Source organism: Tardiphaga sp. GW821-FHT12E02 (genome assembly GCF_058807155.1).
In genome coordinates, this window is sequence record NZ_JBXAQK010000001.1 from 892,251 (window position 1) to 903,884 (window position 11,634).

General features: G+C 62.4%; 14 protein-coding genes and 1 riboswitch. Of the genes, 7 read left to right on the plus strand and 7 right to left on the minus strand.

Annotated elements, in window-relative coordinates; translation table 11 throughout:
- Nucleotides 1-35: 35 nt before the first annotated feature.
- Nucleotides 36-115: riboswitch (SAM riboswitch) on the plus strand.
- 83 nt (nucleotides 116-198) lie between these two features.
- Nucleotides 199-1,380, plus strand: a complete 1,182-nt coding sequence (locus tag AC1RQ5_RS04225) for an O-succinylhomoserine sulfhydrylase (RefSeq protein ID WP_398483930.1) — start codon at nucleotides 199-201, stop codon at nucleotides 1,378-1,380.
- 134 nt (nucleotides 1,381-1,514) lie between these two features.
- Here AC1RQ5_RS04225 and AC1RQ5_RS04230 read toward each other — a convergent pair whose 3' ends face one another.
- From AC1RQ5_RS04230 to AC1RQ5_RS04240, 3 genes are read right to left on the minus strand one after another with little or no spacing between them, the layout of a single operon-like run.
- Nucleotides 1,515-2,450: an SGNH/GDSL hydrolase family protein gene (locus AC1RQ5_RS04230; RefSeq protein WP_398483932.1), complete on the minus strand. Its 936-nt coding sequence runs from the start codon at nucleotides 2,448-2,450 to the stop codon at nucleotides 1,515-1,517.
- Between the two features lies 1 nt (nucleotide 2,451).
- Nucleotides 2,452-3,225: an SGNH/GDSL hydrolase family protein gene (locus AC1RQ5_RS04235; RefSeq protein WP_493197197.1), complete on the minus strand. Its 774-nt coding sequence runs from the start codon at nucleotides 3,223-3,225 to the stop codon at nucleotides 2,452-2,454.
- Nucleotides 3,222-4,478, minus strand: coding sequence for an OpgC domain-containing protein (locus tag AC1RQ5_RS04240; protein ID WP_493197198.1), 1,257 nt, complete (start codon nucleotides 4,476-4,478; stop codon nucleotides 3,222-3,224). The genes AC1RQ5_RS04235 and AC1RQ5_RS04240 overlap by 4 nt, the downstream gene beginning before the upstream one ends.
- A 225-nt stretch (nucleotides 4,479-4,703) precedes the next feature.
- Here AC1RQ5_RS04240 and apaG point away from each other — a divergent pair, with 225 nt between their 5' ends.
- Nucleotides 4,704-5,093 carry a Co2+/Mg2+ efflux protein ApaG gene (gene apaG, locus AC1RQ5_RS04245; RefSeq protein WP_398483939.1) on the plus strand — a complete coding sequence of 130 codons (390 nt, stop codon included), beginning with the start codon at nucleotides 4,704-4,706 and terminating at the stop codon, nucleotides 5,091-5,093.
- Nucleotides 5,094-5,226: 133 nt separating this feature from the next.
- Here the strand turns inward: apaG and AC1RQ5_RS04250 are convergent, their stop codons facing one another.
- The 3 genes from AC1RQ5_RS04250 to gstA all read right to left on the minus strand — a co-directional run bounded on the left by AC1RQ5_RS04250 (nucleotide 5,227) and on the right by gstA (nucleotide 7,407).
- Nucleotides 5,227-6,225 (minus strand): Hsp33 family molecular chaperone, encoded by a 999-nt coding sequence (locus AC1RQ5_RS04250; RefSeq protein WP_493197199.1) that lies wholly within the window; start codon nucleotides 6,223-6,225, stop codon nucleotides 5,227-5,229.
- 221 nt (nucleotides 6,226-6,446) lie between these two features.
- Nucleotides 6,447-6,671: a hypothetical protein gene (locus AC1RQ5_RS04255; protein WP_493197200.1), complete on the minus strand. Its 225-nt coding sequence runs from the start codon at nucleotides 6,669-6,671 to the stop codon at nucleotides 6,447-6,449.
- 121 nt (nucleotides 6,672-6,792) lie between these two features.
- Nucleotides 6,793-7,407, minus strand: a complete 615-nt coding sequence (gene gstA, locus AC1RQ5_RS04260; protein ID WP_398483943.1) for a glutathione transferase GstA — start codon at nucleotides 7,405-7,407, stop codon at nucleotides 6,793-6,795.
- A gap of 123 nt (nucleotides 7,408-7,530) precedes the next feature.
- Here gstA and AC1RQ5_RS04265 point away from each other — a divergent pair, with 123 nt between their 5' ends.
- The 5 genes from AC1RQ5_RS04265 to AC1RQ5_RS04285 all read left to right on the plus strand — a co-directional run bounded on the left by AC1RQ5_RS04265 (nucleotide 7,531) and on the right by AC1RQ5_RS04285 (nucleotide 11,294).
- Complete coding sequence (locus tag AC1RQ5_RS04265) at nucleotides 7,531-8,028, plus strand: MarR family winged helix-turn-helix transcriptional regulator (protein ID WP_398483949.1); 498 nt, start codon at nucleotides 7,531-7,533, stop codon at nucleotides 8,026-8,028.
- A 96-nt stretch (nucleotides 8,029-8,124) separates the two neighbouring features.
- Entirely contained in the window at nucleotides 8,125-9,495 is a 1,371-nt protein-coding gene (locus AC1RQ5_RS04270; RefSeq protein WP_493197201.1) for a glutamate--cysteine ligase, read from the plus strand.
- Nucleotides 9,496-9,662: 167 nt separating this feature from the next.
- A complete protein-coding gene (locus AC1RQ5_RS04275) occupies nucleotides 9,663-10,172 on the plus strand; it encodes a PAN domain-containing protein (RefSeq protein WP_493203307.1) in 510 nt (169 codons plus the stop codon).
- A 41-nt stretch (nucleotides 10,173-10,213) separates the two neighbouring features.
- A complete protein-coding gene (locus AC1RQ5_RS04280) occupies nucleotides 10,214-10,573 on the plus strand; it encodes a DUF6152 family protein (RefSeq protein WP_493197202.1) in 360 nt (119 codons plus the stop codon).
- 229 nt (nucleotides 10,574-10,802) lie between these two features.
- Complete coding sequence (locus tag AC1RQ5_RS04285; protein ID WP_493197203.1) at nucleotides 10,803-11,294, plus strand: DUF6644 family protein; 492 nt, start codon at nucleotides 10,803-10,805, stop codon at nucleotides 11,292-11,294.
- Here AC1RQ5_RS04285 and AC1RQ5_RS04290 read toward each other — a convergent pair.
- Complete coding sequence (locus AC1RQ5_RS04290; protein ID WP_493197204.1) at nucleotides 11,285-11,632, minus strand: MmcQ/YjbR family DNA-binding protein; 348 nt, start codon at nucleotides 11,630-11,632, stop codon at nucleotides 11,285-11,287. The genes AC1RQ5_RS04285 and AC1RQ5_RS04290 overlap by 10 nt on opposite strands.
- Between the last annotated feature and the right edge of the window lie 2 nt (nucleotides 11,633-11,634).

Genomic DNA, 11,634 nt, shown 5'->3' on the forward strand with positions numbered 1-11,634 from the left:
CGCCTTGACGGCAAGCGCAAGCGGGAATAGGAACGTTCCTATCCCGTGGTGATTTGAGCCGGCCGGCTTGCAGCCACGTAAAATAAGTCGCTAAACAGGCCGGGGACACATGTCCTTCCAGCATGCGATCCCGGCCTGAGGACGTCCGTCCAGGCCGGTTTTTTTGTGCCCGCGACACGCGGTCACGTTGGAGGTCACATGTCTGCGAAGTCCTATCGTCCCGAAACCCGCCTCGTTCATTCCAGCGCCCTGCGTTCGCAATTCAACGAGACGTCCGAGGCCCTCTTCCTCACCCAGGGCTTCATCTACGAGACCGCCGAGGCCTGCGAGGCGCGGTTCAAGGGCGAAGATCCCGGCTTCATCTATTCGCGCTTCTCGAATCCGAACACGTCGATGTTCGAGAACCGGATGATCGATCTCGAAGGCGCCGAAGCCGCGCGTTCGACCGCAACCGGCATGGCCGCCGTCACCACCGCGATCCTCGCGCCGCTGCGCCAGGGCGATCACGTCGTCGCTGCCAAGGCGCTGTTCGGCTCGTGTCGCTATGTGATCGAGGAACTGCTGCCGCGCTATGGCATCGAATTCACGCTGGTCGATGGCCTCGATCTCGACCAGTGGCAGAAGGCGATGAAGCCGAACACCAAATCGCTGTTCCTGGAAAGCCCGACCAATCCGACCCTCGACGTGCTCGACATCGGCGCCATCGCCAAGATCGCCCATGCCGGCGGCGCGCGGCTGATCGTCGACAACGTGTTCGCGACGCCGATCTGGCAGAGCCCGCTGGCGCTCGGTGCCGATGTGGTCGTCTACTCGGCGACCAAGCATATCGACGGCCAGGGCCGTTGCCTTGGCGGCATCATCCTGTCGTCGAAGGATTTTATCGACGAGCACATTCACAACTATCTGCGCCAGACCGGCCCCTCGATCTCGCCGTTCAATGCGTGGACGCTGGTGAAGGGGCTGGAGACGCTGGCGGTGCGTGTCGAGCGCCAGACGCAGACGGCGGCGGCGATCGCCGATGTGCTGGCCCAGCATGCAAAGGTGTCACGGCTGATTTATCCGGGCCGCGAGGATCACCCGCAGGCGGCAACTGTGAAGAAGCAGATGCGTGCGGGTTCGACGCTGATCGGCTTCGAGGTCAAGGGTGGCAAGGAAGCGGCGTTCCGTGTCCTCAACGAGCTGAAGGTCGCGCGCATCTCGAACAATCTGGGCGATGCGAAGAGCCTGGTTACGCATCCGGCGACCACGACGCATCAGCGTCTGCCGCTTGAAGCGCGACAGGAGCTCGGCATCAGCGAAGGCTTTATCCGCTTCTCCGCAGGCCTCGAGCATCGCGACGATCTGATCGAGGATCTCGAAGCGGCATTGGCGAAGGCGTAAGCCAAGAACGCCGGAGCGTAGGATGGGTTGAGCGAAGCGCAAACCCATCACTTCCGTCGATTGCCGCAGGCTCGGCCGATGGGTTGTCGCTCCGGCGCTTCGCGCCTCCGCTCAACCCATCCTACGGTCGCGCCTTACAGCGGCCGCTGCGCCTGCTGCTGGGCCGGCTCGTTGGTGCCCATCTTGATGGTGCCGACCGATTTGATGATGTTGTCGCCGAGCAGCTGGGCGAAGCAGGCGTAGCCCCAGTCGTTCATGTGCAGACCGTCGGCGATAACGAAGGAGCTGAACGCCATCTGCTGGCCCTCGTGCCATTCCTTCATCACCTCGAAGCGCGGGAAGTATCCAACCTTGCGCAATTCGGCGACCTTATGCATCAGCGCCAGCATCTTGCTGGTGCTTTCGGGCTTCTCCACCGTCGCCGGTGAGTATTGCGGATCGACCAGCACCACATCGGAGCCGCCGGCCTGGATGCGGCCGACGCCGTCCTCGATCATCTTGCCGGTCTCGCCCGGATCGAGATTGCGCAGCACCGCATTGGTGCCGAGCTGCCAGATCACGAGATCCGGCTTCGAATTGATCACCTCGGCCTGGAGCCGCGCCATCATTTCCGGTGCATCCTCGCCGCCCTTGCCGCGATTGAGCACGGTGATGTCGGCGCCCGGATAGGCGCGGCGGAGCTGCGCCGCGAGGCGGTTGGGATAGGTGAATTCCGGCGCCGTCGAGCCATGGCCTTGAGTCGAGGACGAGCCGAATGCAACGATCACCACCGGCTTATGGGCGGCAAGCTTGCCGGCCACATGCGGCAGCGTTCCCATGGCCTTCGTGCCGCCCTTTGGTGTGCGGCATGGGACGCGGCTGAGAATATCCGTGGCGGTCTGGGCGGCCTGCTTGACCCTGTCGATGGTTGTGGCTGCGACGCCCTTCTTTGCGGCGTCTGCCGCAGCTGCTTCGCTGCCTTGTGCGACGGGCTGCGCGCCTTCGGCGTGCACGATGGAAGTAAGTGCGGGGGTCGTGAGAGCAAGCGCAGCGACGACGGCAAAGCGAGGCAGTTGGCCGATGAAACTCATTTTAACGCTGAATCCTCAAATCCGCTGTCTTGATATGCGCCGTTTCGATCACGAAGCTCGATAGCGCACGACCGAGACAGTCATGCACCCGCTTGGCAAGCTCCATGCCAGGCGCGGGGCTGAACAGGTCGAAATCACCATTCTCATTCCACTGCCGCATGATGGCGAACCGGTCGAACAGCGGAGCATCGTGCTGCTGCGCCACCACGCGCATATTATCTAGGTAGGCCGAGCCCGAAATCATGGTCTCGGTGCGCGGACTATACTGCAGGTTCATTAAAATCACGTCAGTTCCGGCCTTTTGCATGGCAGCGACACCGTCGTCCAATGCATTGCGGAAATCGTCGCCATCCACCTGGCGCATGGCATCGACGGTTCCCGTTTGCCAGATCACGAGGTCCGGCTTGCGGTCCTCCACCAGTTTGCCGAGCGTGGGGGCCATCTCCTCGGCGGTCTTCTTGACCTGCAATTCCAGCGCGACATCGACGGCGACGCCCGGCAGCTTTTCGCTCAGATAGGCCTGCAGGCGCGCAGGATAGGCAGCGGAATGGTCGGATAGGCCAATGACCGAGGAACGGCTGCCGATGACCAGGATATTGAGCTTGCCGTCCGGCTTCACGGCTGCCTTCACTTTCGGCAGCGAGCTCTCGCTGGTGAGAAGATAGGCGGGGACTTCGCAGGTCTGTTTGGGCGGTTCGGCCCGGGCCGGCCCCGCCATCAGCAGGAGCAGCAGCAATGCATGTCGCCATGGCGGCCGGTGCAGCAGCGAGGTCATCGTACTTCCCCTCCTGCAAGATCAGCGTCGGGTGTCTTTTTGGCGCGCGCTCCGCCCTTCGCGGTGACGCGCTTGTACCAGGAGAACACCCACGCAGCGGTGGACATGATGACGATCCCGATCAGGCTGACCAGGCCGTGCATGACTGCACCGCCCGCGATCTCGCCCAGGAAAAACTGACCCGCAAAAGCCAGAAACACGCCTATGCAGAAAATCTCAAGTGAATGCTGCCCGCAAAGCACCATTGGTCGCAGCCAGATCGACTTCAGGGCCGGCCAGTCCTTCGGCAGGAACCGGACCGTGAGCGCTGCCAGCGCCAGGAAGTGAGCAAAACGGAGCACGTCCAGATCGGGCTTGTTGATCGGATACATCCACTGCTCGAGCAGTTTTGGCAGCAGATGATGGATCTGCGGGATGTGCCAGGTCAGTGTCACCCAGAACGCTCCCGATAGATAGGCGACGCAGATCCAGAGTGTAATGGGCGAATTCAGGATCCGCTCCATCCGCCTGGCGCCGCCCAGCGCGCACCAGGCGCCGAATACGAACAGCAACTGCCAGGCGAACGGATTGAACGCCCAGGAGCCGTTCGGATAGGCGGTGAGATGCCAGTCGAATTCCCAGGTCAGCGCATAGAGCAGCACCGAGAGACCGAGAGTGAGATCGGCGCGCCGCCGCATCAGCCACAGGATCAGCGGCAGGAACAGCATCAGGACGATGTAGAGCGGCAGCACGTCCATGTTCACCGGGCGGAAGCGCAGCAGCAGCGCCTGCACGATGGTAACGTCGGGCTCCTTGAGGAAGTCCATGATGCCCATTTCTTCCGTATAGAGCGGGTTCTGGAAGCGCGTGGCGACGTAGGAGATTTCGGCGAGGAAGATCGTGAAGAGGAAGACATGGGCCACATAGATCTGCCAGACGCGCTTGAAGATGCGCGCGCTGGCGACCACCGTGCCCTGTTCCTGCATCGCGCGGCCATAGACGAAGGCGGCGGTATAGCCGGAGATGAAGATGAAGATCTCGGTGGCGTCGCTGAAGCCATAGTTGCGGATGGTCAGCCATGTCAGCAGATTCTGCGGCAGGTGATCGATGAAGATCAGCCAGAGTGCCAGGCCGCGGAACAGATCGAGGCGCAATTCGCGCTCGTTCACCGCGGTGATGATGGGCGGTGCCTCCGCGCGCGGGGCTGCATCAGGCGATGCTGTGGGCGCATCGGCATGTGCGGGTCCGGCAATCGGATCGGCAACAGAGGTCATTCAACACCGCGCAACGAGTATAGACTGAGGAGAAAGAGCCGCTTCGCGGCGTCATCGCAAGTCAATTCATGGCGAGACGATTTTGTGAGGCGATCCGCCGCGGACGGGAACGCGATAGGTTTGAACTGTGTTCAAACGGCGATGACGATCATGCGCGGGCGGTATTTGGCCGCTCCGGCATTTTTCGTTATGTTGCCGATCCAGTCTCTTGCAGCGATGATCCCCATGTACCGCGCCATTACCCGCCAGATCGAAGTGACCGTCGAGCCCAACTTCATGCCGGACCGTTCCTCGGCCGAGAAGCAGCAGTTCTTCTGGTCCTACACGATCGTCATCACCAATGCGGGCAAGGAAACGGTGCAGCTGAAGACGCGGCACTGGGTCATTACTGACGCGTCGGGGAAGATGCAAGAAGTGCGCGGCGAGGGCGTGGTCGGCGAGCAGCCGGTGCTCGGACCAGGCGAGCGGTTCGAATATACGTCGGGCGTGCCGCTCCCGACGCCGTCGGGTTTCATGGAGGGCACCTATCAGATGGTGACCGACCAGGGCGAGCCATTCGAGATCGACGTGCCGCTGTTCTCGCTGGATGGGCCGAACAGGCGGGTGTTGAACTAACTCACTGTCAGTCCGGGGCGCTCGCGAAGCGAGCGAACCCGGAAGCTGGATGTGGTAGTCTGAGACGACAGCATAGGCGTATCGAGATTCCGGATGCGCGCGTGCCGCGCGCTCCGGACCGACGAGTGCAGGCCTACTCGACGCCCGCTTCTTCCGGAGAGAACTCGTAGACTGACGAGCAGAACTCGCAGGTCACCACGACCTTGCCGTTTTCGACCATGTCCGCGCGATCCTGCGGGTCAAAACCCTTCAGCATGCCGGACACCGCCTCGCGCGAGCACGAGCATTTCGCCTGCAGCGGTGAGGGCGCGAAGACGCGGACCCCGCGCTCGTGGAAGAGGCGGAACAGCAATCGCTCGCCGGACAGGTCGGGATCGATCAGTTCGACATCCTCGACCGTCGAGATCAGCGACTGGCCTTCGAGCCACGCGTCATCCTCTGGCACCACGTCGACATTGGTGCCTTCCGGCACGTCGCCGGCATGCATGTCGCGCTGCGCGCGGTCGGAGGCCTTGGGCAGGAATTGCAGCAGCATGCCGCCGCCGCGCCAGCCATGGGTCGGGGCGCCGTCGCCGCCGCCGCGCCACTCCTCGCCGACAGCAAGGCGCACCTTGGTCGGGATCTGCTCCGAGCGCATGAAGTATTCGTGGGCGGCGTCTTCCAGCGTGCCGCCGTCGAGCGCCACCATGCCCTGATAGCGGCTCATATCCGGGCCCTGGTCCACGGTCATCGCGAGATGGCCCTTGCCGAGCAGCTCCGCAGTCGAAAGCCCGTCCTTCAGGCGCTCCGCATCGAAGCGCGCATAGGCGCGCATGCGATCGGGCGCGCGGAAATCGACGATCATCAGCGATACCGGACCATCGGTCTGGGTTTGCAGGATGAAGCGGCCATCGAATTTCAGCGCGGAGCCGAGCAGCGTGGTCAGCACGATGGCCTCGCCGAGCAGCTTTGCCACCGGTGTCGGATAGTCATGTTTGGAGAGGAGCTGGTCGAGCGCAGGCCCGAGCCGCGTCAGGCGTCCGCGCAGATCGAGCGGCGCGACATCGAACGGCAGCACGGCATCGTCCACCGGAACGGAAGACGGCGCGCGGATCGGGGTGTCGGGCTGGGCGGTATCGAAAGATGAGGTCATGCCCGCCTATGTGGGGGCAGGGGCCGGAAATTGGAAGTGCAAAGTCGGCTACTTCACTAAGCACGCGGAGGCTCGGCGAGCCGATTATTCCTGCAAGGAACCGTTGGCTGCTTTTGCCTTCCGCGCCCGAATGCGGTGCAATTCGATCAACCCGACAGCAAGCGCCACCAGTCCGAGAAAAATCGGCCCACAGAGTGCCAAGTAAAAGCCGAGAGGCATCGTTAAATCTCTCCCAAGATCTCACGCCCGACAAGATGTATGGTCACTCCCAGGGTGACGCAAATAATGCCCACCGCGGCGGCGGTTTCGGGTTTGACTGTTCCCGGTAGTGTTTCGGTTACATAGGCAACCAATGGCACGATCGCACCTGCTGTCGAGATCGAGGTAGCCATCGCGTTGAGCCAGGAAGCCATGTGTTTAATTTGTTCGACTTGGGCAGGCGTCATGCCTGTCTCCAGAAGCAGAAGATTGAGGTGCACCCTTAGGTTGATTTTACGTCAAGGCGAGTCATAAAGAAAGGGCCGGATCATCGATCCGGCCCTTGTCATTTCGGCAAGACCTCGTTGCTTACGCAGCCTTCATCAGGCCTTCCTTCTCCAGTGCTTCCTGCACCTTCGGGCGTGCGGCAACGCGCTCCTTGTAGGCCATCAGGTTCTTGAACATCGAGAGGTCGAGCTTGTGAGCGTCGGCCCAGCGGAGCATCGTGAACAGATAGCCGTCAGCGACGCTGAAATTGCTGCCCGTCAGGTAGTCGTGACCCGCGAGGCGGCCGTCGAGATATTTGAACTTGCCGGTGAGGCGATCGCGGAAGAAGCCCTTCACTTCGTCCGAGAAGGTCGGGTTGAACAGCGGGGAGAAATTCTTGTGCAGCTCGCTGGTCAGGAAGTTCAGGATTTCCAGAAACTCGTAGCGCTCCTCGCTGTCGCGCGCCGGGGCGAGGTTCTTGCCCGCGGCCTTGTCGGCAATCATCTGCACGATGATCGGGCCTTCGGTGACGACCTTGCCGGTGTCGAGGCCGAGCGCCGGCACCTGGCCCTTGGGATTGACCGCCAGGAAGTCGTCGCCGTTTTCCAGCTTTTTGGCGCGGAGATCGACCTTGACGAGATCATAGGGCAGGCCGGCTTCGAGAAGTGCGATATGCGGCGACAGGGAGCAGGCGCCGGGCGAATAATACAGCTTCATCGAAATTTCTCCTTAAGGACGTTGGGGTAACGCCGTGGCGTGACTAAATGCAATGGCATGGAATAGTCAAGATTGATGCAGATGCATCGATTGGTTAGAATACGCTACCATTTGGACCGTGTGATGAAACGTAAACCTTCCACCGAGGCGTCGGCCGCCTGGATCCGCCTGATGCGGGTGCAGAGCCGGGTGCTGGACTGCGTCGAGCAGGATTTAAAGCGCGCCGGCTTTCCGCCGCTCGCCTGGTTCGATGCGCTGATGGAATTGTCGCGCGCGCCGAATGGCGAGCTGCGCCCCGTCGAGCTCGAAAAGCAGATGTTGATACCACAATATTCCACGTCCCGACTGATCGACCGGCTGGTGGATGAGGGACTGGCGGCGCGGCGCGAGTGCAAGATGGACAAGCGCGGGCTGTTCGTGGAGATCACCGCGGCCGGACGCGAATTGCACAAGAAGATGGGCAGCGCCTATGCGGTGGCCATCGAGAAGCATGTGGGCTCCAAGCTCACCGACGCAGATGCAGCAAAGCTGTGCGGCCTGCTGGACCGGCTCGGTTGCGCATGCCATGACACGCCGTCCGTTTCTGCGCCGGTTGCCAAAGACGCCATTCCGGCGCGATGACGTTTCAGATTTTCCCTGCGCTGGCGTCTCGATTGGATCGCCGGCGTTCCCGACACTGCGCGCATCGGATTGCAGCGCCTTTCAACTGGACTTCCCATGGCGCGTGACCAACTCGATATGACGCCGCTGCAGTCGCGCGATGAACTCGTGGCGTGGCTGGAAGCGGGCGTGAAGCCGGCGTCGGAATTCCGCATCGGCACCGAGCACGAGAAGACGCCGTTCACCCTCGAAGGTCACGAGCCCGTGCCATATGAAGGCGCGCGCGGCATCGAGGCGCTGCTCGATGGCATGAAGCATCTGCTCGGCTGGGAGCCGATCATGGAAGGCCGCAACATTATCGGCCTCTATGACGTCACCGGCGGTGGCGCCATCTCGCTGGAGCCGGGCGGCCAGTTCGAACTCTCCGGTGCGCCGGTGGAGACCGTGCATCAGACCCAGGCCGAATTGATGGCGCATCTGGCGCAGGTGCGCGAAGTCGCGACGCCGCTCGGGATCGGCTTTCTCGGTCTTGGCCTGACGCCATCATGGTCGCGGGCGCAGATCCCGGTGATGCCGAAGGGCCGCTACAAAATCATGACCAACTACATGCCGAAGGTCGGGCAGTATGGTCTGGACATGATGTACCGGACCTGCACGGTGCAGACCAATCTCGACTTCTCCTCCGAAGCCGACATGGTCAAGAAGCTGCGCGTCTCGCTGGCGCTGCAGCCGGTGGCGACGGCACTGTTCGCCAATTCGCCTTTCACCGAAGGCAAGCCGAACGGTTTCCTGTCGTTCCGATCTGAAATCTGGCGCGACACCGACAATAACCGCTCGGGCATGCTGCCCTGGGCGTTCGAGAGCGGCATGGGTTTCGAGCGCTGGGTCGATTACGCGCTCGACGTGCCGATGTATTTCGTGAAACGCGGCGACACGTATATCGATGTCTCCGGCTCTTCCTTCCGCGCCTTCTTCGACGGCAAGAACGACAAGATGCCCGGCGAACGGCCGACTTTGTCCGATTGGGCCAATCATCTCTCCACGATCTTCCCGGAAGTCCGCCTCAAGCGCTATCTCGAAATGCGCGGCGCCGATGGCGTGACGTCGGACCGCCTGCCGGCACTCTCGGCCTTCTGGGTCGGCCTGCTCTATGACGACGCAGCGCTCGATGCTGCCTGGGATATCGCGAAACACTGGACCGCTGCGGAACGCCAGGCGCTGCGCGATGATGTGCCGCGTTTCGGCTTCAAGGCGCGGATCAAGGACCGCTATCTGTTCGAGATCGCCAAGGAATGTCTGGCGATTGCCCATGGCGGCCTGCGCCGTCGCGCGAAACTCGACGCCAATGGCCGCGACGAGACCCGCCACCTCACGCCGCTCGATCGCATCATCGACAGCGGCAAGACCCCGGCGGAGGAGATGCTCGCCAAATTCAACGGCGCCTGGGGCGGCTCGGTGACCCCCGCCTATAAGGAATATTGCTTCTAGCTCAAGCGCTTGTGAGTTGGGCGCGCGATTTCTGTCAATCCGTTCATCGGGCGTACAGGTGTCGCGCGTTCCAATGGTGGTTCGTCGATCACCCTCTTGCCACCAGCCGGAAGCCCGTTTGCATGTTGAGGAGCCGCCTGTTCGGAGCGTGTTGGGCATTGTTCGCTATGCTGGTGCTGGCGGCGCCTGCACAGGCACAGACCAATTTCGACCGGCCGGGGAGCGATTACCAGCGTTCGGTGTCGGTCTCCGGTGATCCCGCCGAATGCGCGCTGATCTGCGAGCGCGACAAGAAGTGCCGCGCCTGGAGCTTCAACTATCCCAGCGACAATTCCGAAAACGCCGTGTGCTGGTTGAAGGACAAGGTGCCGCCGCGGGTGCAGAGCTATTGCTGCGTCTCCGGCGTCCGCGGCGCTGGCGTGATCGAATCGCGCGTCGGGCCGGTGGAAACATCGACGGATCGCTTTGGCGGCGACTATCGTTCCTTCGAGGTGAAGAACGATGACAAGGCCGAGCGCGGCGATACCTGCCGCGACGCCTGCCAGGGCGACAACAAGTGCCGCGCCTGGACCTTTGCCCGGCCGGGCTATGCCGGCAAGAGCGCGCGTTGCTTTCTGAAGAACGACATCAAGCCGCCGCGGCGGAAACCCGGATTCATTTCGGGTGTCGTGCGTTAGCGTGTAGGATCAATCGTAGCCATCAACATCGGAGCCGGCACATGACGCGTATCCTCCGGACCGCCATTGGCAGTATCGCTCTCGTTGGTCTCACCACGGCTGCCGCCATCGCGCATCATGGCTGGGGCAGCTATGACGCGAACAATCCGGTGACGGTGAACGGGCCGATCGAAAGCCTGAAATTCGAAAACCCGCACGCCACCATCGTCATCAAGGGCAGCGACAAGGCCTGGACCGGCACGCTGGCGCCGACATCGCGGATGCAGTCGCGCGGCGCCACCGCTGACATCGTCGCGGTGGGCAAGACGGTCTCTGCTTATGGCTATCCCTCGACCGTGGAGAAAGACGAGATGCGTGCCGAGCGCATTACGGTGGATGGCAAGACATATGAATTGCGCTGAAGCATGATCCACGAAACGCGAAGCGACAGAGCTAGCGCGGACACCTCTCCCCACCGGGGAGAGGTCGCGCGCTCTTGCGCGCGGGTGAGGTGGTCTTGGCGCCGGAGTGTGTGGCTTCCTCCTCACCCGCTCCGGCTTCGCCGGATTGACCTCTCCCCGGCGGGGAGAGGTGTCCGCGCGTCGCTGCTCGATTCGATTCTTGCGGGCCCGACTCCAGCGGCGGCGTCAGATGACTGAAGCCGCTCCCGCATTTTTCGTCGCCATGGAAACCTCCGCCATCGGCGCGGCGATCCGGCAATCGCGCTGGCTCTATATGGTCGCCAATGTCGGTCACATCGTCGCGCTGGTGTTCTTTGCCGGCGCCATTGCGGTAATGGATACGCGCCTCGCAGGCGGGCTGTCGGCGACGGCGCCGGGTCCGTTGCTGCGCAAGGCGCGGCAATTTGCGATCGCAGGCTTCGCTGGCCTCATCATCACGGGTCTCGTGCTGTTCACGGCTGAAGCCAGCCATGTGGTGCTGAACCGCATATTCCAGATCAAGGCGGCGTTGATCGTGCTGGGCTTGCTCAACATCGTCTGGGTCGAGCGCATCATCATGCCGAAAGTCGCGGCCTTGCCGCCGCTGGCGCCGATGCCCGCAGGTGCGCGGCAGGGTGCGCTGGCATCGCTGGCGATCTGGCTCAGCGTCGCGATCTGCGGTCGCGCGATCGCCTACTTCTGAGCACTTGCCTCGTAAGCCTTGCGCGCGGCCTTCGAGGCCAGCGTCAGCCAGTGCCGCCGCAACAGCGGCTCGACATGGGCGCGCTTGGCCTTGGAGAGACCGATCAGCACGATTGGATAGTCGCGGTAGTGGTCGGTGAAGGAGAAGATCTTTGGCTGGCTTTCCACCAGCATCTCACGCTCTTCAAGCGGAACGCCGGGCATGACCAGTGTCTGGCCGTCTTCCTTCAGGCGCGTCAGCAGTTTCTTCCGCACCTTGAGAGCGGGCGTTCCGTAGGAGGTGCCGTCCTCGACCTCCGGCCATGTCAGCGCGAACGCACGGACATCGTCGAAGGTCATAA